Annotated in this window: 24 protein-coding genes and 1 pseudogene; 7 read left to right on the top strand and 18 right to left on the bottom strand. The window is 61.6% G+C overall.

Annotated features, from left to right (window positions below):
* Positions 1-48 precede the first annotated feature (48 nt).
* Complete coding sequence (locus ACS4RR_RS18550; protein WP_222293147.1) at positions 49-453, top strand: winged helix-turn-helix transcriptional regulator; 405 nt, start codon at positions 49-51, stop codon at positions 451-453.
* On the opposite strand, the gene ACS4RR_RS18545 is transcribed toward ACS4RR_RS18550, so the two are convergent.
* Complete coding sequence (locus ACS4RR_RS18545) at positions 412-1,638, bottom strand: MFS transporter (RefSeq protein WP_260057904.1); 1,227 nt, start codon at positions 1,636-1,638, stop codon at positions 412-414. The two genes, ACS4RR_RS18550 and ACS4RR_RS18545, sit on opposite strands and share 42 nt — an antisense overlap.
* Positions 1,639-1,936: 298 nt before the next feature.
* Here ACS4RR_RS18545 and ACS4RR_RS18540 point away from each other — a divergent pair, with 298 nt between their 5' ends.
* A complete protein-coding gene (locus ACS4RR_RS18540) occupies positions 1,937-2,881 on the top strand; it encodes a diacylglycerol/lipid kinase family protein (protein ID WP_017963622.1) in 945 nt (314 codons plus the stop codon).
* Between the two features lie 18 nt (positions 2,882-2,899).
* Here ACS4RR_RS18540 and ACS4RR_RS18535 read toward each other — a convergent pair whose 3' ends face one another.
* Positions 2,900-4,252 carry a glutamine synthetase family protein gene (locus tag ACS4RR_RS18535; protein WP_456190154.1) on the bottom strand — a complete coding sequence of 451 codons (1,353 nt, stop codon included), beginning with the start codon at positions 4,250-4,252 and terminating at the stop codon, positions 2,900-2,902.
* Between the two features lie 82 nt (positions 4,253-4,334).
* Between ACS4RR_RS18535 and ACS4RR_RS18530 the strand changes: the two genes are divergently transcribed.
* Positions 4,335-5,702 (top strand): aspartate aminotransferase family protein, encoded by a 1,368-nt coding sequence (locus ACS4RR_RS18530; protein ID WP_456189111.1) that lies wholly within the window; start codon positions 4,335-4,337, stop codon positions 5,700-5,702.
* 6 nt (positions 5,703-5,708) lie between these two features.
* Here the strand turns inward: ACS4RR_RS18530 and ACS4RR_RS18525 are convergent, their stop codons facing one another.
* From ACS4RR_RS18525 to ACS4RR_RS18510, 4 genes are all read right to left on the bottom strand, one after another.
* Complete coding sequence (locus ACS4RR_RS18525) at positions 5,709-7,196, bottom strand: ArnT family glycosyltransferase (RefSeq protein ID WP_456189110.1); 1,488 nt, start codon at positions 7,194-7,196, stop codon at positions 5,709-5,711.
* 1 nt (position 7,197) lies between these two features.
* A complete protein-coding gene (locus tag ACS4RR_RS18520) occupies positions 7,198-8,697 on the bottom strand; it encodes an ArnT family glycosyltransferase (RefSeq protein ID WP_456189109.1) in 1,500 nt (499 codons plus the stop codon).
* Between the two features lie 12 nt (positions 8,698-8,709).
* A complete protein-coding gene (locus ACS4RR_RS18515; RefSeq protein WP_170257637.1) occupies positions 8,710-9,726 on the bottom strand; it encodes a glycosyltransferase family 2 protein in 1,017 nt (338 codons plus the stop codon).
* A gap of 138 nt (positions 9,727-9,864) precedes the next feature.
* Entirely contained in the window at positions 9,865-11,358 is a 1,494-nt protein-coding gene (locus ACS4RR_RS18510) for an ArnT family glycosyltransferase (RefSeq protein WP_456190153.1), read from the bottom strand.
* Positions 11,359-11,530: 172 nt separating this feature from the next.
* On the opposite strand from ACS4RR_RS18510, the gene ACS4RR_RS18505 reads away from it, so the two are divergent.
* Entirely contained in the window at positions 11,531-12,499 is a 969-nt protein-coding gene (locus ACS4RR_RS18505) for a lysylphosphatidylglycerol synthase domain-containing protein (protein ID WP_222293159.1), read from the top strand.
* Here the strand turns inward: ACS4RR_RS18505 and ACS4RR_RS18500 are convergent.
* From ACS4RR_RS18500 to ACS4RR_RS18485, 4 genes are read right to left on the bottom strand one after another with little or no spacing between them, the layout of a single operon-like run.
* Positions 12,489-13,724, bottom strand: coding sequence for an RNA polymerase sigma factor (locus ACS4RR_RS18500; protein WP_456190152.1), 1,236 nt, complete (start codon positions 13,722-13,724; stop codon positions 12,489-12,491). The two genes, ACS4RR_RS18505 and ACS4RR_RS18500, sit on opposite strands and share 11 nt — an antisense overlap.
* Before the next feature lie 19 nt (positions 13,725-13,743).
* The gene (locus ACS4RR_RS18495) at positions 13,744-14,103 is read right to left on the bottom strand and encodes a YciI family protein (RefSeq protein WP_017963631.1); all 360 of its coding nucleotides are present in this window, start codon (positions 14,101-14,103) and stop codon (positions 13,744-13,746) included.
* A gap of 2 nt (positions 14,104-14,105) precedes the next feature.
* Complete coding sequence (locus ACS4RR_RS18490) at positions 14,106-14,465, bottom strand: YciI family protein (RefSeq protein ID WP_170278254.1); 360 nt, start codon at positions 14,463-14,465, stop codon at positions 14,106-14,108.
* A gap of 12 nt (positions 14,466-14,477) precedes the next feature.
* A complete protein-coding gene (locus tag ACS4RR_RS18485) occupies positions 14,478-14,828 on the bottom strand; it encodes a YciI family protein (protein ID WP_170278253.1) in 351 nt (116 codons plus the stop codon).
* Between the two features lie 155 nt (positions 14,829-14,983).
* On the opposite strand from ACS4RR_RS18485, the gene ACS4RR_RS18480 reads away from it, so the two are divergent.
* Positions 14,984-15,151 (top strand): hypothetical protein, encoded by a 168-nt coding sequence (locus ACS4RR_RS18480; protein WP_170280456.1) that lies wholly within the window; start codon positions 14,984-14,986, stop codon positions 15,149-15,151.
* 46 nt (positions 15,152-15,197) lie between these two features.
* On the opposite strand, the gene ACS4RR_RS18475 is transcribed toward ACS4RR_RS18480, so the two are convergent.
* The 5 genes and pseudogenes from ACS4RR_RS18475 to ACS4RR_RS18455 all read right to left on the bottom strand — a co-directional run bounded on the left by ACS4RR_RS18475 (position 15,198) and on the right by ACS4RR_RS18455 (position 18,222).
* The gene (locus ACS4RR_RS18475) at positions 15,198-16,700 is read right to left on the bottom strand and encodes an AMP nucleosidase (RefSeq protein ID WP_456189108.1); all 1,503 of its coding nucleotides are present in this window, start codon (positions 16,698-16,700) and stop codon (positions 15,198-15,200) included.
* A gap of 174 nt (positions 16,701-16,874) precedes the next feature.
* Positions 16,875-17,054, bottom strand: a complete 180-nt coding sequence (locus ACS4RR_RS18470) for a hypothetical protein (protein ID WP_017963636.1) — start codon at positions 17,052-17,054, stop codon at positions 16,875-16,877.
* 226 nt (positions 17,055-17,280) lie between these two features.
* Positions 17,281-17,547: pseudogene (locus tag ACS4RR_RS18465) on the bottom strand (type II toxin-antitoxin system RelE/ParE family toxin).
* The gene (locus ACS4RR_RS18460) at positions 17,544-17,813 is read right to left on the bottom strand and encodes a CopG family ribbon-helix-helix protein (protein WP_260110521.1); all 270 of its coding nucleotides are present in this window, start codon (positions 17,811-17,813) and stop codon (positions 17,544-17,546) included. The pseudogene ACS4RR_RS18465 and the gene ACS4RR_RS18460 overlap by 4 nt, the downstream one beginning before the upstream one ends.
* 70 nt (positions 17,814-17,883) lie before the next feature.
* The gene (locus ACS4RR_RS18455) at positions 17,884-18,222 is read right to left on the bottom strand and encodes a DUF2147 domain-containing protein (RefSeq protein ID WP_170280458.1); all 339 of its coding nucleotides are present in this window, start codon (positions 18,220-18,222) and stop codon (positions 17,884-17,886) included.
* Between the two features lie 441 nt (positions 18,223-18,663).
* On the opposite strand from ACS4RR_RS18455, the gene ACS4RR_RS18450 reads away from it, so the two are divergent.
* Positions 18,664-18,930: an SEL1-like repeat protein gene (locus ACS4RR_RS18450; protein ID WP_018071017.1), complete on the top strand. Its 267-nt coding sequence runs from the start codon at positions 18,664-18,666 to the stop codon at positions 18,928-18,930.
* A 253-nt stretch (positions 18,931-19,183) separates the two neighbouring features.
* On the opposite strand, the gene ACS4RR_RS18445 is transcribed toward ACS4RR_RS18450, so the two are convergent.
* From ACS4RR_RS18445 to ACS4RR_RS18435, 3 genes are all read right to left on the bottom strand, one after another.
* The gene (locus ACS4RR_RS18445; RefSeq protein WP_260110522.1) at positions 19,184-20,299 is read right to left on the bottom strand and encodes a pyridoxal phosphate-dependent aminotransferase; all 1,116 of its coding nucleotides are present in this window, start codon (positions 20,297-20,299) and stop codon (positions 19,184-19,186) included.
* Between the two features lie 104 nt (positions 20,300-20,403).
* Positions 20,404-20,805, bottom strand: coding sequence for a PilZ domain-containing protein (locus tag ACS4RR_RS18440; protein ID WP_170257633.1), 402 nt, complete (start codon positions 20,803-20,805; stop codon positions 20,404-20,406).
* A gap of 319 nt (positions 20,806-21,124) precedes the next feature.
* Positions 21,125-21,277 (bottom strand): hypothetical protein, encoded by a 153-nt coding sequence (locus ACS4RR_RS18435; RefSeq protein WP_020486063.1) that lies wholly within the window; start codon positions 21,275-21,277, stop codon positions 21,125-21,127.
* Here ACS4RR_RS18435 and ACS4RR_RS18430 point away from each other — a divergent pair.
* Positions 21,264-21,710, top strand: coding sequence for a baeRF12 domain-containing protein (locus ACS4RR_RS18430; RefSeq protein WP_260110524.1), 447 nt, complete (start codon positions 21,264-21,266; stop codon positions 21,708-21,710). The genes ACS4RR_RS18435 and ACS4RR_RS18430 overlap by 14 nt on opposite strands.
* Positions 21,711-21,764 lie beyond the last annotated feature (54 nt).

The raw sequence follows: 21,764 nt of genomic DNA, 5'->3' as shown, positions 1-21,764 counted from the left end.
GCAAGAATGCACAAATTCTGTACGTAGTACCCAAAAGGATACTGTAAAATGTCATTGCCGCGCGCCAAGCTCGTCAAGAATTTTCCCGGCTGCCCGGTCGAAGCGACGCTGACTTACCTCGACGGGAAGTGGAAGGGTGTGATCCTCTTTCATCTGATGGAGGGAACCCTGCGCTTCAACGAATTGCGGCGTAAGCTGCCGGCCGTGACCCAGCGCATGCTGACCAAGCAGTTGCGGGAACTGGAAGAATCCGGTCTGGTATCACGCACCGTCTATCCGGTTGTGCCGCCGAGGGTCGAATATGCAATGACGCCGCTCGGCATGACGCTGAAGCCGGTCATCCAGGCGTTGGCCGTCTGGGGAGACGATTATGTCTTTTGCAGCCCGGAAGGCCGCGAACTGCGCCTGGCCTCAGACGGCCTGCGCGCTCCGGTCGCGGCGCTCGAGGCGTAGCGAGGCTGCAAAGACGAAGAGGCCGAGGAAGGATAGTACTGCACCGACATAACCGGTTGCCGCAAAACCGTAACCCCCGGCGATGACGAGGCCGCCGAGCCAGGCGCCGATCGCATTGGCGATGTTGAAGGCGGAATGGTTGGAAGCGGCAGCTAACGTCTGCGCGTCGGCGGCGACATCCATCAGCCGCGTCTGCAGCGCCGGGCCGGCGGCAAAACCGCAGCCGACGAGGAAAACGGAAAGCCCCAGCATATAGGGATTGGCGGCGGTCAGCGAGAAGGTGGTCAGCACGACGATATTATAGACGAGCGACCCGCCGATCGTGCCGAGCAGCGATTTGTCGGCGAGCCACGAGCCGATGAAATTGCCCGCATTCATGCCGACACCGAAGAGGACCAGCATGATCGGGACGGCCGTTTCCGGCAGCAACGCCACCTCAGTCGTCGTCGAGGCGATATAGCTGAACATCGCGAACATACCGCCGTAACCGACGGCGGCGATGCCGAGCGTCAGCCACACCTGCGGCCGGCGGAAGGCGCCGAGTTCGCGGAGGAACCCCGCCTCCTCGGAAACCCTGTCCTTCGGAACGTAGAACCAGATCAGCGCCACCGTCAGCAGGCCGAGCACGCCGACCGAGAAAAACGCCACCTGCCAGTCGAGCGACTGGCCGAAGAACGTGGTCAACGGCGTGCCGAGAAGTGTCGCAACGGTCAGGCCGAGCATGACGCGCCCGACGGCACGGGCGCGGCGATGCACCGGCACCATCGAGGCGGCGACAAGGGCCGCGACACCGAAATAAGCGCCATGCGGCAGGCCGCTGACGAAGCGCAGCAGCGTGAAGCTTTCGAAGGTCGGCGCCATGGCGCTTGATATATTGCCGGCGGCAAAGATCAGCATCAGCATCAAAAGCAGCGTGCGGCGCGCCATCTTCGCGGCGAGCACGGCAATGACCGGCGCGCCGACGACGACGCCGAGCGCATAGGCGCTGATGACGTAACCGGCTTGCGGCGTGGTGACCGAGAAGGTGTCGGCAACGTTGGGCAGCAGCCCCATGATCGCGAATTCGCCGGTGCCGATGCCGAAGCCGCCGCAGGCGAGCGCCAGCTGAACCAGCGCCACGGTCATTGCCGACGGCAGCGCTTCATCCTGGCTATCGATGGAAATATTGGCGGCAATCTCACTCACGAGAGCTCCTCGAGGCGGTTTCTGCTTGGCAATGGCCCCTGGCGCAGGCGCGGCCGCGAGCCGATCGGTGGATGGCGGGAGGTGGAGACGATGTCTCCGATAGGCCATCTATCCGTGAGGTCTCGGCTGCCGTCGAGTGCATTTTTTGCAGTGCAGCGTCCTGCTATCTGCATACGTCTATTGCAATTTTTGCATTTCTGTCCTTTGCCGGGAAAGATGGCTGCGCTTGAAATAGCCGGTATCGCAACCATCTCAGGGGCGAGGCAGGAGCATTTCCACGCCCGAGACGGGAGCTCTTATGAAGCTTGTAGGCTTTTTCAATCGCGACGGCGGGACCTTCAAGACCACCGACATGCCGGCCTATGAGAAGAGGGCGGAGGCGGCTTTCCGCGAAGCGGGGCACGATTTCGACGCCATCGTCTTCTCCGGAAAGGAAATCATTCCTGCCATGGAGCGGGCGGCCAAGCGCGATGATATCGACGGCATCGTCGCCGGCGGCGGCGACGGCACGATTTCGGCGGCGGCATCGATCGCCTGGAAAAACGGCATTGCGCTCGGCGTCGTGCCGGCCGGCACGATGAACCTCTTTGCCCGCTCGCTACGTGTGCCGCTCGATATCTGGCAGGCGCTCGATGTGCTTGCCTCCGGCGAGATCGACAATGTCGATATCGCCAGCGCCAACGGCCGGCCCTTCATCCACCAGTTTTCCGCCGGCCTGCATGCCCGCATGGTGCGCTACCGCAACGCCTACAGCTATCGTTCCCGGCTGGGCAAGATGCGGGCGAGCACAAAGGCGGCTTTAGGCGTCATCTTCAATCCCCCGGAGTTCGAGGTCGAGTTCGAGGCTGCCGGCATGCGCGAGCGCCGCAGAGTGTCGGCGATCTCAGTCTCCAACAATCCCTTTGGCGAGAACGCGTTGCTTTACGCCGATAATTTGACGAGCGGCGAACTCGGCTTCTACACGGCAAATCCGCTGAAGCCTCTCGGCGTCGCTCGTCTCGCCATCGACATGCTGCGCGGCAAGGTCCGCGAGAATGCCGATGTCATGGTGATGCACCCGGCCGAAGTGCACCTGCATTTCCCCAAACTGCGCTCCAAGGCCAATTGCGTCATGGACGGCGAGCTGCTGCCGCTCGAACGTGACGTCTCGATCCGGTTGCATCCGGGCGAATTGAAGGTTCTCGTCAAACAGGGGCTCGCCGCTCAAGTGAATGCGGACGAACGCCGCGAGCCCGCCGCGTAAGTCGGCCGCCGCGTAATTTCAGAGCCGCGGCAAATAGGTGCGGTAGTCGAAATCCGAAACGGTGCGCAGATGCGCGAGCGCCTCCTTGCGCTTGGTGTCGCCATAGAGCGCCTGATAACGCGCGCCGAAGATATCGGCGATGAAGGGCGAGGTGCGGAAGGTGTCGACGGCGCTCAGGAAATCATGCGTCAGTCGCGCCGTATTCGCCGGTGTGTGCGAGGGCGTCGTCTCTTCGCCGGGGTCGAGATCGCCGTCGAGACCGGTGAGCATGCCGCCGAGGATCGCCGCCAGCAGCAGATAGGGATTGGCGTCGGCGCCGGCGAGGCGGTGTTCGATGCGTGCGGCCGGTCCATCCTTGTCAGGTATGCGGATCGCCGTGCCGCGATGGCCGCTGCCCCAGGTCAGATCGACAGGCGCGAACGAGCCGGGCTGGAAGCGCCGGTAGGAATTGGCGAAGGGGGCGAAGATCAGCTGCGCCGCGCGCATGGTGTCGAGCAGGCCTGATATCACCGATTTGATCAGCTTCGGCTCGCCGCCTTTGGCATCGAGGATGTTGCGGCCTTGCCCGTCGATGATGCTCGCATGCACATGCAGACCGGAGCCGGCATGTTCGGAATAGGGCTTGGCCATGCAGGTCGATTTCAGCCCGTGGCGGCGCGCCGCCTGTTCGGCGATGCGCTTGAGATAGAGGCAATCGTCGGCGGCAGCCAGCGCATCCGCACGATGCAGCAGGTTGACCTCGAACTGGCCCGGACCGAACTCCGCCGTCGTTGCATCCCCCGGCAGCCCCTGCGCCCTCGCATAGGCCCTGAGAGTCCCCAGGAAGTCGTCGAGTGCATCGACGGCGCTCATGTCGTAGAGCTGGAAACCGTTCGCTTCGCCGCGATAGGTGAGGCTTTCCGGCGGGGCAGGGCGTCCGGTCTCGCGCCAGTCTCCCGACATCACGTAGAATTCAAGCTCGGTGGCGACGACGGGCGTCAGCCCGCGCGCCGCATAGCGCTCCAGCACGGAAGCGAGGATGGCGCGCGGATCCATGAAGCTCGGGCTGCCGTCGAATTCGTGCATGGTGGCGAGCACCTGCATCGAGCCCTCGGGCGCCCAGGGCATCGGCGCCAGGCTGCGCCGATCGGGGATAACCTTGCCGTCAGGATCGCCGATCGTCAGCGACAGGCCGGTGATGTCGTCATTGTCGTCGCCCCAGATGTCGAGCGATTGCGTCGAGGTCGGCAGGCGGATGTCGCCGGCCCAGACCTTGTCTTCGGCGCCGGGCGGAAGCTGCTTGCCGCGCAGGTCGCCATTCATGCCGACGATCAAGATCTCGAAACGCGGATCGCCGCCGTCGGCCTTGCCGTCCATCCTGTCGCTCGCCATGACCTTGAAAATCCTCCGGGACAAGGCCAAGCTCCTATCTCATCGATATCAGCCTTTCAATCCGCGAGGGTCTTTACCAGTCATGCCCGATACTTACCCACCCTCGAACCTTGCCGCGATCGACGCCGCGCACCACCTGCACCCTTTCGCCGACATGAAGAAGCTGAATGCCGAGGGCACGCGTATCATCCAGCGCGGCGAGGGCGTCTACATCTTCGACAATCACGGCAGGAAATATCTTGATGGCTTCGCCGGCCTCTGGTGCGTCAATATTGGCTATGGCCGCCGGGAGATTGCCGACGCCGCCACCAGGCAGATGAATGAGCTGCCCTATTACAACACCTTCTTCGGCACGACCTCGACGCCGGCGACGCTGCTTGCGCAGAAGGTCACTTCCCATGCCGGCGAGCGGTTCAATCACATCTTCTTCACCGGCTCCGGCTCGGAGGCGAACGACACCTGGTTCCGCATGGCGCGCGTCTATTGGAGCGCTGTCGGCAAGCCGGCGAAGAAGATCGTCATATCGAGAAAGAACGGCTATCACGGATCGACCGTCGCCGGCGCCAGCCTCGGAGGCATGAAATACATGCATGAGCAGGGCGACCTGCCGATCCCGGGCATTGTTCATATCGGCCAGCCCTATTGGTACGGAGAGGGCGGCGATCTCTCACCCGCCGAATTCGGCCTCAAGGTCGCCCGCGAGCTCGAAGCGAAAATCGACGAACTCGGCGAGGAGAACGTTGCTGCCTTCGTCGCCGAGCCGGTGCAGGGCGCTGCCGGCGTCATCATCCCGCCCGAGACCTACTGGCCGGAGATCGACCGCATCTGCAAGGCGTGCAATATCCTACTGGTGACCGACGAGGTGATCTGCGGTTTCGGCCGGCTGGGCGCCTGGTTCGGCCACCAGTATTTCGGCGTCGAGCCCGATCTGGCGCCGATCGCCAAGGGGCTTTCCTCCGGCTACCTGCCGATTGGCGGCGTCCTCGTCAGCGACCGCATCGCCGACGTGCTGATCAACGAGGTCGGCGACTTCAACCACGGCTTCACCTATTCCGGCCACCCGGTCTGCGCCGCCGCCGCCCTCGAAAACCTGCGCATCATCGAGGAGGAAAGACTGGTCGAACGCGTGCGCAACGATATCGGTCCCTATTTCGGCAGGGCCTGGGCAGCGCTGGTAGACCATGATCTGGTCGGCGAGGCCGATAGTATCGGCCTGATGGGCGGCCTGCAGCTTGCCGCCGAGAAGAGCACGCGCACCCGTTATGCCAAGCCCGATCAGGTCGGTGCGCTGGTGCGCAACTACGCGCTGGCGAACGGCCTCGTGCTGCGCGCCACCGGCGACCGCATGCTCGCCTCGCCGCCGCTCGTCATCAGCCATGCCGAGGTGGACGAGATGGCGAGGATTACCAGGCTGGCGCTGGATTTGGCCTGGAAGGAACTGAAATCCTGATGCCGCTCAGCCCGGCTGGTTGATCCAGGCATAGCCGAAACGATAGCGGTCGTCGCCGCGCCCATAGAAATAAGGCACGTCGATCACCGATGCCTCGGGTGCGGATGAGCCGAGATTGGCCTGCAGCCACTGAGCCATATCAGGCGGAAGCGCTTCGCTTCCCCCCTTCTGCGGGAGGAGCCAAACCAGGAGAAGTGGCCGCCGGCCGGAGAGATCCGGGTTGAAACCGGGATAATCCACCGAAAGGACCGGCACGCCGGGAATATCCTGCCTGAGATTACCGGCAAGCAGGCTGTCCCCGGCCAGGATTGCCGCCGGTTCGGCCTGTTTGCGCAGGATGTCCAGCATGCCGGCATAGGGCCTGTTCAGCCGCTCGTAATGGCCGGTGAAGCGTGCGGCTGCGACGCTGCCGTAGAGGGCCGCCGGCACGCCGATCATGATGACGGCGACGATGGGTATGAAACGCCGGAACGGCCTGTCTGTCGCGACGCCTGAGGCCTCGATCTTCAGGCAGAAATAGAGCGGCAGGATGAAGAGCATCGGCACCAGCCAGCGATCCTTGATGCCGGCCGCGCCGCCGAAGACGATCAGAAGCAGAATGCCGGCCAAGAAGACGAGCATCATCCGCTCGAGCAGCCGCGTCCATTCCGAACTGGCCACCAATGCCGGACGAAGGCTCTTGCCGAAGACGAGCGCGAACACCGCCACGGTCAATGCGGCAAAGCTGATGATGGCGAGAGCCAGCGAACTGACGCCCATGGCGACCTGCGCGAGGTAACTCGCATGGCCGCTCGCAGTCATCTTCTCCAGCGTGCGGGCGGTGGCGAAATCGAGATTGTCCTTCAGCCAGAAGAGATGCGGCAGGGTGATGACGAGCGCCACTGCCGCCGTTAGCCCCAGCCGCCAGTCGAAGATCCGCGGCCGCAGGCGCACATCCGAAAGCGCCGCGATCAGCGCTGCCGCCGGCAGGATCGCAAAATTATACTTGGCAAGCAGACCGAAACCGATGCCGATGCCTGCGATGAGATAGGAGCCAAGGCTCGGCTGCTTCAGGCTGCGAATAAAGCCGTAGAAGAAGATGCTGGCCGAGAAGAACACCGCGACCGTGTGCGTCAGGTCGCGCTGCATCTCGAAAGCCATCTGCGGGATGGTCAGCAGCCCGAGTGTGGCGATCGCCACCAGCGCCTTGTCGCGCAGCACGAGCCGCGCGGTCAGGCCATACAGCAGATAGGAGATGAAGAGCAGCAGGTTCTTCACGATAGAAAGCGCGGTTAGCGAGACGCCGGCAAACTGGAAGACGGTGTATTGCAGCCAATTGTAGAAGGGCGGCTGCGGGCCGTAGCCGGCGGCAAGCCATTGCGAGCGGAAGGCCTGTTCGGCCTCGTCGAGATCGAGCGAATGCGAGGTTGCGAGCCGCACGCCGACCTGAAGCACGAAATAGGCCGCCAGCAGGACGAAAACCCAACTGATGTCGCGACGGTTGGTCTCGGTCATCCTATTTGGTCTCCGGCCGAACCCAGGCGTAGCCGAGCGCGAAATTATCGCCCTGACGGCCGAAATAATAGGGAAGCGAGAGCGAGCCGATCTCTTGCAGAGCGATGCCGGCCGCCGTCAGCGCTGATGAAAACCGCTCCGGCATGACCGCATCCGCAGCGGTCGCCGTCTTCTTGCCGCGCCAGACGATCAGCACCGGCCCCTTGGCCTCGGCATAGGCCGGAATGCCCGGTGTCGGAAAATCCGGGATCACCACGGGCACATCGGGAAATTGCAGCCGCATGTTTCCGCCAATATAGGTGTCGGAAGCGATCACCAGCGCCGGTTCTGCCTGTCGCGTCATCTCGCGCGAAAAACCCGCCATCGGTACATTCGGCCTGCTGTATGCACCGATCAGCCCGGCGCCGACGACACGAAAGCCGAGCGCGATCAGCACGCAGGCCATCAGCACCGGCGCGATCAGCCGGAAGCGGCGCAACCCGGCGGAAAGGTCGAGCCCGGCCGCCTGCATCTTCGCCAGGAAATAGATCGGCAGCACCAGCAGGAACGGGTCGAGCCAGCGCTCGCGCACCGTGGTGGAGCCGGTGAACAACACGATCAGAACGATGCCGGCGAGGCTTGCGAGCATCATCCGCTCCATCATCCCAGTCCAGCGATTGCCCGCAGAAAGTGCCCGGACAAAATCCCGGCGGAAGGTGGCGGCGAAGATCACAACCGGCAGCGCCGCAAAGGCGATGATGGCGACGAGAAAGGCCAGAAGGCCTTTGCCGATCCGTACGGCGCCGGCGGGTTCACTGCCGGCAGCCATCTTGACCAGAGTGTCCGACGAGGCGAATGCGAGATTGCCCTGCAGCCAGATCGCGTGCGGCAGGACGATGACGAGCGCGACAGCGGCTGCTGCCAGCATGCGCCAGTCGAGCGCCCTGCGCCGCCATTCGGCATCGGGCAGGATGGCGATCAAGGCGACGACAGGCATCAGCGCGAAATTATATTTCGAGATCAGCCCGATGCCGGTCGCAAGCCCGAGCAGGAGATAGCTGCCGATATCCGGCCGGTCGAGCGTGCGGAAGAAGCCGTAGAGAAACAGCGAGCTGGCAAAGAGCAGCGCCGTCGTGTGGGTCAGATCCTGCTGGGCCATGTAGGAGACTTGGGGCAGGGTGAGCAGCGCCAGCATGCCGACGGCGGCAAGCGCCTCGTCCTTCAGCGCGCGTCGCCCGGCAAGGCCGTAGAAGAGATAGGATAGGAACAGCAGAATGTTCTTCGGAACGATCAGCGCACCGATCGACATGCCCGTTACCGAAACGACGGCATATTGCATCCAGTTGTAGAAGGGCGGCTGCGGGCCGTAGCCTGCCAGCAGATATTGCGAGAAGAAAGACTGCTCAGCTTCATCGAGCTCCAGCGAATGCGGAAGCGCGATGCGCAGCGCGATGTTGAGCACGAAATAGGCCGCAAGTAGCAGGCCCGCGGTTCTGATCGTACTCGTCGCGCGCTCCAGCATCGTGCTGCCGGCTTAGGCTTGGCTTTGATCGTCGAAGATCTGCCGGACGATATAATTCGGAGAAGCGTCGTCGCGGTAGTAGGTACGCGCGATCATTTCTGCCAGGATGCCGGTGGTGATCATCTGCACCGACGACAGCAGCAGCACGACGCCGACCATCAGCATCGGGCGCGTGCCGATATCGTTGCCCAAGATGAACTTGTCGAAGCCGAGATAGAGCAGGATCAGCATGGCGAGCGCGCCGAGGCCGAGACCGAGCGAGCCGAAGAAATGCCCCGGCCGCGCCTTGTAGCGCATGAAGAACATCACCGACAGCAGATCGAGGATGACGCGAAAGGTGCGCGAAATGCCGTATTTCGAAACGCCGTGCTCGCGAGCATGGTGGGTGACGGCCATCTCGCCGATGCGCGAGCTCGGGACGACACCGGCGACCCAGGCGGGAATGAAGCGGTGCATTTCGCCCATCAGCTTTACCTGTCTGATGATCGAGGCACGGTAGATCTTCAGGCTGCAGCCGTAATCATGCAGCTTGACGCCCGTGATGCGGCCGATCAGGTAGTTGGCGCACCAGGAGGGGATCTTGCGCAGGAACAGACCGTCCTTGCGATTCTTGCGCCAGCCGACCAAGAGGTCGAGTTCACGCCGTTCCAGCTCGGAGACCATCGAGGGAATGTCCTTCGGGTCGTTCTGCAGGTCGCCGTCCATCGTCGCGATCAGACGGCCTCGGGCGGTATCGATGCCTGCCTGCATGGCGGCAGTCTGGCCAAAGTTGCGCTGGAGTTCGACGATCCTGAGCGCCAGCCCCTCGCCTCCGACGTACTTGCGGGCGTTGACGAGCGTCGCATCCGTGCTGCCGTCATCGACGAGGATCAGCTCCCAGGGATGGGTATAGCCTGCCATCGCAGCCACGACACGCTCGACAAGCGGGCCGACGCTTTCCTCTTCGTTGAAAATGGGTACGACCAGCGACAGCTCGAGCGATTGTACCGGATCATTCGTACCGCGAATGGGCTCTACCGTTGTCTGCAACTTTCATCTCCAAAAGGCCGGACGGCCGAGCAAGCTTTACTGCTGCCGCCGCACTTGCGGAAGGCTACTACATGAAGTGTCCGCCCGTTGCCAGCGGGCAATGGCGGTTTCCCCGCAATCGGCTGATCTGCCTGGGCGCTATTTGGCGCCGCCCTCCACCCAGGAGTAGCCAATGGAGAAGCTACGTTTGCCGTCACCGAAGAGATAAGGCAGCGTCAGCGTGTTCAACTCTTGCAGATGAATGCCCGATCTCACGAGATCGTTGGCGAAGCTGGGGGAAATTGTCGGGTCATCTGCAGTCTCGCCGCGCCAGATAACGAGCACCGGTCCCTTCGCGTCCGCATATTCGGGAACTCCGGGACCGGGAAAGAATGGGATCACGACGGGGATGTCGGGAAACTCCAGCCTCATGTTGCCGGCCACGAACTTGGTTCCCGCCACTATGAGAACCGGCTTGCGGGTCGCGGTCAATTCGGCCACGTAACCGGAAAAGGGAACGTTCGTTCTCGTATACGTGCCGATGTATTGAATGCCGACGATCCGGAAGAGAAGGATCGACAGGATGACGACCATGAAGACCGGCACCACGGGCCGGAAGCGCGCAAGACCGGCGGAAAGATCAAGGCCTGCGGTTTTCAATTTCAGGAACAGGTAGATCGGCAGGACGAGCAGCCATGGGTCGAGCCAGCGCTCGTGGATATCGCTGGCGCCGGCGAAGAGGACCACGCCGACGAAGGCGAGCAGGCTGATGACCATCATCCGCTCGATTGCCCGGATCATCGGGCTGGAAGAGGAGAGCGCGCGAAAGAAGTCGCGCCGGAAGGCGGCCGCCATGAGAACGATCGGCAATGCGACGAAGCCGAGGACGGCGATGACGAGAGACAGCAGGCCTTGCCCGATGCGGGGGAGGCCGGCAGGGGCCAGGTGTTCGGCGGTCATCCGCTCCAGCGTCGGCGCAGAGGCGCTGACGAGATTGTCAGGCAGCCAGAGCGCATGCGGCAGCACGATCAGAATGGCAAGGACGGCCGCCGGCAGCAAGCGCCAGTCGATGAGACGGCTGCGCCACTCCCGCTCCGGCAGCACGGCGATCAGGGCGGCAAATGGCAGGATGGCAAAATTATACTTCGAGATGAGCCCGATGCCGGTGGCGATGCCGATGATGAGATAGCTCCCGATCGTCGGCTGGCGCAGCGTGCGGAAAAAGCCGAAGAGGAAGAGCGACGTTGCAAACAGCAGCGCGACGGTATGCGTCAATTCGCGCTGCGCCATCAAACCGACCTGCGGCAGGGTAATCAGGCTCAGCATGGCGACGGCTGCGAGCGATCGGCTCTTCAGCACCTCGCGGGCAGCAAGCCCGTAGAAGAGATAGCAGCCGAAGAGAATGATGTTTTTGGGCACCGAGAGCACCCACATCGATATGCCGGTCACCGAAACGATGGCATATTGGATCCAGTTGTAGAAGGGCGGCTGCGAGCCGTAGCCGGCAAGCAGGTATTGCGAGTAGAAGGATTGCTCCGCCTCGTCGAGATCGAGCGTATGCGGCAAGGCGATGCGAAGCGCGATGTTCAGCAGGAAATAGCATGCCAGAAAAATGCTTGCGCTCGTAATGCTTTTGGTAATCCGCTCCAACATCGTCTCCACGTCAAGCCGGCAAGGCGCCATCACCGCCGCTGGGATCGTCGACGTGCAAGCGTGTCCCGCCGCCGCCATCAACTCCGCCGTTGTGCGCAACCTTCATTTCTCCTAAAAGGCCTGGCGACTGAACCGATGCCTGTGGCGACGCCAAGCGAGGAATGCCTACTACATGAAGAGTTCGATCGTTGAAAGCCGGCAATCCTGGTTTATGCGCAATCGCATGACCGTTCTGACGGTCGTCATCGTCGCAGCCTATGGCCTCTTCATCCAATGGTTCTGGGGTTGGCCTGTCATTATCAGGCAGTGGGCTGATGTCGGAGCAGGTCCCGTCGTCAGCGCGCTTGTGCTCCTGACCAGCACCTATTTCCTCCGCACCTGGCGCATCTACGATTATTTCCCGAAGGAAACGGCCGGCCGGTTCGCGGTGCTCTTCCGTGTCACGCAGATCCACAACCTGCTGAACATCATGCTGCCCTTCCGCACCGGCGAGACCAGCTTTCCGCTGTTGATGCGCACCGAATTCGGCATTCCGCTGACGCGTGGAACCTCGGCGCTCTTCGTCATGCGGCTGCTCGACCTGCACGCCCTCCTGGCGGCTGCCGGCATCGGCTTTGCCATCGCGTCAGCCGATGCGGCTGTTGCCTGGTCGCTCTGGGCGGTCTTCCTGCTGCTGCCGGTCGCAGCTTTCGCTGCCCGCAAGCCGTTGCTGCGCCTTGCCGCCAGGCTGGTGCCGGAGAAGGCGCAGAAGTTCGTCGCCGAGATCGAAAACGGTTTGCCGCTCGATGCTATCGCCTTTGCGCGCGCCTGGGCGATGACCATCGTCAACTGGCTGGTGAAGGTGATGGTGCTGGCATGGGCACTCGGCCTGATGGGGGTGCTGCCGATGGCGGCAAGTTTCGGCGGCGCGCTCGGCGGCGAGCTCTCCTCCGTGCTGCCGATGCATGCGCCGGGCGGCGTCGGCACCTATCCGGCCGGCATCACTGCCGGAGCCATTGCCTTGGGCGCATCGAGCGAGCGGCTGGCCCTGGCCGCGCTGGCGCAGGCGAGCGTCAACGCCCACCTGCTGATCATTGTCTCGGCCCTGACTGGAACGGCCATCTCGCTTCCCCTCGGCCGCCGCGGCAAGGCTAGGTCGTAAGCTCCAGGATGCGCTTGCGCAAAAAGACCTGTTCCGGCTCCTGCCGGCAGAATGTCAGCGCCGTCTCATAAGCTTGAATCGCCTCGGCCCGGCGTCCGAGCCGGCGCAGAAAATCCGCCCGCGCCGAATGGGCGAGGTGATAGGTCGTCAGTTCCCCCTTGCCGAGAATGGCGTCGACAAGCGCCAGTCCTTTTCCCGGCCCCTCGGACATGGCGATTGCCACGGCGCGGTTGAGCTCGGCAATTGCTGAAGGGTGGGCGGCAATCAGCAGGTCGTAATAGAAGGCGATGCGCCGCCAGTCCGTCTCCTCGGGGCTGCCGGTCTTCGCGTGTTCCGCCGCGATCGCCGCCTGGACCGTATAGATGCCGATATCAGGCGCGCGCATGGCGCTTGCGAGCAGCGAAAGCCCTTCTGAAATCTTGCTTCTGTCCCAGCGCGAGCGATCCTGATCGGCAAGCAGCACCAGCGCGCCATCGGCATCCTGCCGGGCAGCACGGCGCGACTCCTGCAGGAGCAGCAGTGACAGCAGGCCTGCGACATCCGGATGCGGCAGCAGGGTTGCCAGCAGCCGCGCTAGCCGGATCGCCTCGGCTGTCAGGTCGGCGCGGACGATCGTGTTGCCTGAGGATGCCGAATAGCCCTCGTTGAAGACGAGGTAGATGACGTGCAGCACCCGGTCGAGACGCTCCGGAAGCTCCGCTCCGACGGGCACTTCATAAGGGATATTCTCCGTCCTGATGCGGTTCTTGGCGCGCACGATGCGCTGCGCGACGGTCGGCGCCGGCACCAGGAAGGCATGGGCAATCTCTTCCGTCGTTAATCCGCAGACCTCGCGCAGCGCCATCGCGGTCTGTGCATCGGCGGCAAGAGCCGGATGGCAGCAGATGAAGATCAGCCGCAGCATGTCGTCCTCGATCGGTTCCATGTCGCCGATCTCCGCTTCTGTGCCATCAGGATAAAGGCCGTCTTCGATATGCTGCAGCGAGGCGTTGAAGCGCGCCCGCCGCCTGAGGTGATCGATCGCCTTGAAGCGGCCGGTCGAAACCAGCCAGGCAACGGGATTGTTGGGCATGCCGTCAACCGGCCATGCCCGCGCCGCCGCCGCAAAGGCATCGTGCAGCGCTTCCTCTGCCCGGTCGAAATCGCCGAGCAGGCGGATCAGCGTCGCCAGAACCCGGCGCGAATGTTGCCGGTAGATATCCTCGATCACCTGTTCCCCAATCACCTGTCTCAAGGGCCGACCCTCACTGCGGCAGGGTGAGCAGTCTCACCGGGCGCAATTCGATCGACCCGACCCGGACGCTCGGAATGCCCGCAACGACCTTGCGTGCATCTTCCAGATCGGCCGCCTCGATGATGTAGATGCCGGCCAGATGTTCCTTGGTCTCGACATAGGGCCCGTCGGTCGAAGACAGAGTGCCATCTCGCACCCTCAACACAGAGGCACAGTCAGGACCTTCCAATGCATCGGAATGGATCATGATGCCTTTGCGCTGAAGTTCCTCGTCATACTGGAAATGCGCCCTGACGAGCTCGTCGCCCTCGGCCTGGCTGAGTGTGCCGTCCGTATCGGCGGAATTATAGATGAGGCAGACGAAGCGCATGGCTATCTCCCATCCTTGATCGAATAGGCGGGCCGAATTTCGACCGATGCATATTTGAGGATCGGGAAGGTGGAAATGATCGCCTTCGCTTCCTCCATATCCCCGGCCTCGATCACAACGAAGCCGCCGAGATGCTCCTTGATTTCGGCGAAAGGACCGTCCGTCGCGGCAACGATGCCATTGCGAACCCTGAGCGTCACGGCCTGCTCCGGCTCGTAGAGCGCCAGCGCGCTCAACATATGGCCGCTTTCGCGCCAGCTGTCGTCGCTGACGATGCATTCTTGGGTGACGGCCTCCCATTCCTCTGGCGTAACTTGGCTGCTCTTTTCGGTATCGAACCAGATCTGGCCCAGAAACTTCATGGCGTCACCTCCTCAGCCGAATTCATGGATGGGGCGAACCTCGATCGCGCCAAGCTTTGCCAGCGGAATGCCGGCCGCAACACGGATCGCGTCATTGAGGTCCTTGGCGTCGATCAGAATGAAGCCGCCAAGCGCCTCCTTCGTCTCGATAAAGGGACCGTCAGTGATCGACATCTCGCCACCGCGCATACGAACCGTGACGGCCGATTGCGGCGATTGCAGCGCCTGGGCAACGATCATATGACCGCTGTCGGCAAGATCGCGGTCATAGGCGAGCGAATCCCGGCCGAGCTTGTTCTTCTCTTCCTGCGACATGGCCGACAGCACCGTGCCGTCGAACCAGACCTGGCAAAGATATTTCATTCCTTGTCCTCCGTGCTGTGTTTTCACAGCCCTTGGACGAACAGCCTAGGCGCTTTTCGACAGCGAAGAAAAATATCTTTTCGTCGATCGCAATGTCGAAAGGCCGAGGCAGCGCTCGACAAAGCTTCGTCTGACGACATCGAGGAGATGGAGCAATGAGCATGTTTGAAATCGGAATAGCACATCTGATCGTCACACGTGGCGCACGCACGATGCCGCCTGTTGAGAATGCCGAGGTGATAAAGGTGCTGGTGAGGACTGTGATCGTGCTGGCGGCGTTTGCCAGCCTGATCGAAGCGCTGCAGCTTGCCGCAAGCGCTTGAGAACAGTGCGCGGCCGGGCGGATAAGGCCGGGCCGCGCCTGATATCTTATTGAAACGCTGTTTCGAAGAAGCTGCGAAGCTTGCGCGAATGCAGCGCTTCCTTCGGCATGGCGGCAAGCTTCTGGACGGCGCGGATGCCGATCTGCAGATGCTGGTTGACCTGCGTGCGGTAGAAGGCCGTTGCCATGCCCGGCAGCTTCAATTCGCCGTGCAGCGGCTTGTCGGAGACGCAGAGCAGCGTGCCATAGGGCACGCGGAAGCGAAAACCGTTGGCGGCGATCGTCGCCGATTCCATGTCGAGCGCGATTGCGCGCGCCTGGGAAAGCCGCTTCACCGGCCCGCGCTGGTCGCGCAGTTCCCAGTTGCGATTGTCGATCGTGCCGACAGTTCCGGTGCGCATGATGCGCTTCAGCTCGAAACCCTCATAGCCGGTGATTTCGGCAACGGCCGCTTCGAGCGCCACCTGCACCTCAGCCAGCGCCGGGATCGGCACCCAGATCGGCAGGTCGTCGTCGAGAACATGATCCTCGCGCATATAGGCATGGGCGAGAACATAGTCGCCGAGCCGCTGGCTGTTGCGAAGACCGGCGCAATGGCCGAGCATCAGCCAGGCATGCGGGCGCAGCACGGCGACGTGATCGGTGATCGTCTTGGCGTTGGAGGGGCCGACGCCGATATTGATCATGGTGATCCCGGCATGGCCCTTCTTCTTGAGATGATAGGCCGGCATTTGCGGCAGGCGGGTGAGGGCGGCATCCGTTTCCGGCGCGTTCGAACCGGGCAGTGTGACGACATTGCCGGGCTCGACGAAGGCGGTATAGCCGTCGCCGCCTTCCGCCATCAGCTTGCGCGCCCAGCTGCAGAATTCGTCGATATAGAACTGGTAGTTCGTGAACAGCACGAAATTCTGAAAATGCTCGGCATGCGTCGCCGTATAATGCGACAGGCGGGCGAGGGAATAGTCGATGCGTTGCGCGGTGAACGGCGCAAGCGGCGACGGCTCTCCCGGCGGCGGGATATATTCGCCGTTGGCGATCTCGTCGTCGGTGGTGTTGAGATCGGGCGTGTCGAAGATATCGCGCATCGGAACGTCGACGAATGCTGTCGTCGATGCTTCCACATGCGCACCCTCGCCGAAGGCGAAGTGCAAGGGGATCGGCGTCGCCGATTCCGAGACGATGACAGGAACATTGTGGCTCTTCATCAAAAGCGCCAGCTGCTCCTTCAGATAATGCTTGAAGAGCTTCGGCCGGGTGACGGTCGTCGTATAGATGCCGGGTGCCGTGACATGGCCGTAGGAAAGGCGGGAATCGACATGGCCGAAGCTTGTCGTCTCGATGCTGACCTGCGGATAAAAAGCGCGGTAGCGCGAGGAGATCGGAGCACCCTGTGCAAGTTCGGTGAAGCTCTCGATCAGGAACGCCGTATTGCGCTCGTAAAGCGCCGTCAGCGTCTCGACCGCCTTGGCAGGATCATCGAAACTCTCAGGCTGGAAAGGGGGTGGAGAGGATATGTCGAGGGGCGACAAAGGGGAGATCTGTTTGTTCATGACGCATTATAGAGAGTTGTTTTTGACAAGCAAACGACGCGCGCCGACGGATTCCGATTTTTTATCCTCTTGCCGGTCTGGTGCGAATGCCTGTCGCCCAAAAGTGCGCAGCGGTTTCGGGACAACGACATGCATAAACCAAAGACCTAAAGCGCATCGCACGATGCGCTTTTGTTACCGCACCGTGGGCGCGCAGAAGGTACCGTTTCTCTCCAGGCAGGTATAGCTTGCCCCGAAATGCGACTGCGTACCGCCGCCGCCATTATGCACCACAACCGCCGAAAACGTAATCGCGAAGATCGCCGCAAACAGCGTAATGATGCTAAAGCGTCTTGCCAGAATATAGATGTTCATCCCCTTGTCCCCGATACGCAACTCTATCGTGAGAAGAGTTTTGGCATGCGACGGCTGAACCAGTGCTGAGATGCCGGTTCATCAGCCGTTCAGCTTGCTGGGCAGGGTCGGCCGACCGCCAAGGGCTTGGAGGCATGTCGGCGTCGACATGCTTGGTGTTTTGGATGATGGCTGCGCATGTGCGTTACGATATGCTTATAAGTTGGTTCGGCCATTCTTCCGCCGGTCAATCCCGCGCGGTATGGATCACACGCAAGATAACGACGCTTTCACGTCCCGCGACAACTGCAGCTCATAGGAATTATGTAGGGGAACGGGCTGAGGGATTTTTCGTAAGTGCCGGTTACTCGCCCTGGTCGACCGGTTGCAAATTCGCCAAGTCCTCGATGGCGTCCACGACCCTTTCGGCCGCATCGGGGCTGTCCTTCGCGATGCAACGCAGAATTTCGAGATTATCCTCGTGTGCTTCCTTCGACCAAAGAACCGGCCTCATCCGCGCGAGGGCTTCCTGCGCTTGGCATCCTCGACGACCTCACGCATTTCGGCGACAGCCTGCTCGTGCCGTACAACGCGCCCAGCTTCCGCATCGGCCATACCGCGCTTGATGCCCTCGATGATTTCAAGCTCGCGCTCCACATAGGCCGCTACGGCCTCGCCGGCGAGGAACGATTTGCTGCGTTGCGAATCGGCGGCAATCCTGTCGAGCTTTTCTTTTACGTCGGGGCGGATCCGAATTATCATGGTCGTGCTGCCGGCCATTTCGAAACTCCTGTGTTGAATTGTGTACAATTTAACACATGTCGGCCTTGCCTGTTATCCCCGCGTTCTCTCAGAGCCGGGTCCAGGTCTGCGACTTGCAGAGGACCTTCGTCACGCAGCCCTGCATCCTCAGCGAATTGCCTGAAACCTTGCCTGCGCCGCTATAGGTCTTCTCGGCGGCGGGGTCGATGATCTCACCGGCATAGCTGCCACCGGTTCCCGCAAGCGTGCCGATCTTTCGGCCGGCATATTTGCCGGTCTTCAGCGTCACGCAATAACTGCCGCCGCAGGATGCGATCACCGCCGTATCGCCGGCAGCCGTCTTCCAGTTGCCGACGATCGGCTCCTCGGCATGCGCGACACCCGCGATCACTGCAATCATGCTGGAGAGAACGAAACTGCGGATCATCTTTTCCTCCATGATGTCCTTCATCGTCGCGAAAATAACTGACGCGAACGTAGAGATAAATAGGGCCGATCGCTGTTCCGCGGATCGGGTGAATCGGGAGAAAAAAGCCTGCGGCGAGCTTGTAAAGATATCGTCTGCTGATTTTATGATGAATGATCCATTTATTTTCAAATCTGAATCTTTCGTAAAATTCAAACGAAAATCCTTAATTCGCAAGGAATCTGATGTTTAACAAAAATCCAAATTTACCAAGCATTTGTACTTTGTTTGTCTAGAATTAATCATGCATTTTAGGCGTTTTTTGAAGGCCGCTTGGCATAGTGAAGCCATCAAACGAGCGGGGCAAACCCGCCGAACCGGAAGGGCCGCAAGCCGCGATAGACGGCGAGGCCCAGAGGTAAAACAGGGTAAGTCATAAACAGGCTAACAGGGATAAAACCGATGGCACGCTTTGAAATGCACAATGCTGAAACGGCCACCATGGGTGGCGACAACAGCGCCGATGTCTTCTGTGAAATGGGTCTGATGTATGCGACCGGGCGCGGCTGCGAAGTCGATCTCGTCGCAGCCCACAAATGGCTGAACATCGCCGCAATCAAGGGCAACGATCGCGCCGCCGAGCTTCGTGCCGACGTGGCCGCCGCCATGGACAAGATGCAGCTCGTGGCAGCGCTGCGCGCCGCCCGCGAGTGGATGACGGTTCACTAGAACAGGATGATTTTAGGCCGCTTCGGCCTAAAGTTTGAATCCTGTTCTAAATTAAAGAGTTAGAGCATGAGGTCATCCGAAAACCGCTTACGCTTTTCGGCATCTTGCTCTGAGGCCGTCTCCGATCAGGAATTCGACAAGAGCAGCAATAACAACCTCAAAAAGAGGGGGCTGGCGGGCGCTTTGGACAGGGCCGACGCCGGGAGAAGAGAACCGCGACCGGATTTCCTCCACCGGCCGCGGTTCTTCTGTTTTATCCGCCGATCTTTTTCAGAACCTGCGGCAGAGCCTGTTCGAGTAGCGCCATGTCCGCCTCCGGCCCGACGCTGATGCGGATGCAGCGGTTGAGGGGCGCCACACCGGGCATGCGGATGAAGACGCCGTGCTCTATCAGGCCGTCGACGATCGACCGCGCATATGAGCCGTCGCGCCCTGTGTCGATTGCCACGAAATTTGTTGCCGAGGGCAGGGGGATGAGGCCGTTCGCCCGGGCGATGCCGCCGATCCGCTCCCGCGCCGCATGGATTTTCCCGACCACCTCGACGAGATAGGCCTGGTCCCTCAGCGCCGCGAGCGCCGCCGCGGTCGCCAGCCGGTTCATGCCGAAATGATTGCGGATCTTGTCGAAGGCCTGCGCCGTGCCTGCCGTCGAGATCGCGTAGCCGGTGCGTGAGCCGGCAAGTCCGTAGGCCTTGGAGAAGGTGCGGGTGCGAACGACGTTTGGCATCTCGATGAGCGAGGAGATCGACGGCAGCGACCCTGCCGGCCCCGTCTCGCTATAGGCCTCGTCGAGCACCATCAGTGTCGTCTCTGGCAGCGCCCGGGCGAAGGCGACGATGCTGTCGGCATCCCACCAGCTTCCCATCGGATTGTCAGGATTGGCGAAATAGACGAGCGGCGCATTCTCGCGCTTCACGGCATCGAGCAGACCATCGAGATCCTCGCGGTCGTTTGCGTAGGCAACGGTCACCAGCCGGCCGCCGACACCGGCGACATGGAAGTTGAAGGTCGGATAGGCGCCGAGCGAGGTGACGACGGGCCCGCCCGGTTCGATCACCAGCCGGACGATCTGGCCGAGCAATTCGTCGATGCCGCTGCCGATAGCGATATTGGCGGCCGAGACGCCGAGATGGGCGGCAAGCGCTTCCCTGAGCGCGAAATTCTCCGGATCATTGTATTTCCAGATATTGCCGGCCTCCTCGCGCATCGCGGCAAACACGGAAGGCGCGGGGCCGAAGCCGTTCTCATTGGCGCCGATGCGCGCCAGGACGGCAAGCCCGCGCTGGCGCTCGATGGCCTCGGGACCGACGAAGGGAACTGTGGAGGGCAGGGCGCTGGCAAGAGGTGTGAAGCGCGAAAAGGCGGACATGCGAAGGCGGTTTCCCGGACATGTTGACAGTCGGGGCAACAATAGGCCCGGGCACGGCCAACGCAAGCAAGATTATTTCTGCAACAAGCTTGTTATGGGCCGGTTCACGCGCGGAAGATCGGCGCGCGTCGGGCGGCGATTGCTTCCATGTTGCCGACGAGGAAATCGGTGCGCACGACGCGGCGCAGAACCTCGGGATCCATGATGTTGATGAACCGCACCCCGATGCGTTCCTTGTGGCGATAGACCTCGGCACATCCGATGCGATAGGCGAGGCCGAGAATGTTGAGATAATAATGCTTCGGCAGACCGGCCGTGGTCGAGACGACGAAGGTGGCGCCGCCCTGGGAGATATCGATGATCTCGGCGCTTCTCATCGAGACGCCAGTCAGGCACGGCCGCACGGCGACGATGCGGGCTGGCCGCTTGACGATGAATTCTTCCCAGCGCAGGTCGTAGACAGCGGACTTGACCGTGGCAAGGTGTGTAGCGCGGAGCATAGTCATTCACATTCTCCGTCAGTCAGGACGCATTTGGGGTCTGTGATCTCAATCAGGCGGTCAATTGAGCAAGCTGGTCTTCATCCCGAGCAAGCTGGTCTTGCTCCGAACCAAGGTCACATGAATCTTTTGCGCATTCGTCAAATATAAAATTACAAATTTAACGAGCTCAAACTTTGTTCTTGTGCGGGACGCCCTCCTGTCCATTATCGGGACGCAGGCTTCCCTGCCGAATTGCCGTTTCGGCCCAAAAATCTGACGGTGAATCAGCGCACCCCGCCGGTTGCGACAGATGCTGTGGGCAAGAAAGGCCGAGCAGTATCCGTCACACAAGAGCAAAGGCCGAGCGGATCGCCAGCCGTTCGATTTCGGCGCAATTTTCCCGAACTCTTTCAATGGCCGAGCGTTGTGCCTTGATCGATGAAGCACGGCGCGCTTCAAATGACGACAGCGAGGAGTTGAAGATGACCGACGTCAAAATCCCTTCGAAATCATGGGTCGTGGTCTGCAACGGAGCCAAGGCTCTGATCATGCAGAATGCTGGCGACGCCCAATTGATGGATCTGAAGGTGCTGGAAACTCTAACGCAGCCGAGTGAGCCCGATCGCGAGATCGGCGCCGACAAGCCCGGCCGCAGCCATGCAGCCGATGGCTTCAGCCGCAGTGCTGTCGAGGAGACCAACTGGCAGGATCAGGCCGAAGCCGAATTTCTGAAACAGGTCGCGGAAAGGCTGGACGAACTGGCGACGGAGCGGGATGCCCACCGCATCATCCTCGTTGCGCCCCCGAAGGCGCTCGGCGCTCTGCGGCCCGCCCTCAGCGCCGATGCGCAGGCGGTGATCACCGCGGAAGTGGCAAAGGACTATACCAATATGCCGGTCGACGAGATCGAGCGGCATCTCGCCGCCTGAGCCGTTAGAGCAATTCCAGGAAATGTGTGAAGCGATTTTCCGTCCGGAATTGCG

It is taken from the genome of Rhizobium zaerense, assembly GCF_051810725.1.
In the GTDB taxonomy this organism is placed as follows: Bacteria; Pseudomonadota; Alphaproteobacteria; order Rhizobiales; family Rhizobiaceae; genus Rhizobium; species Rhizobium leguminosarum_I.
This window is presented reverse-complemented; position numbering and strand designations above follow the sequence as displayed.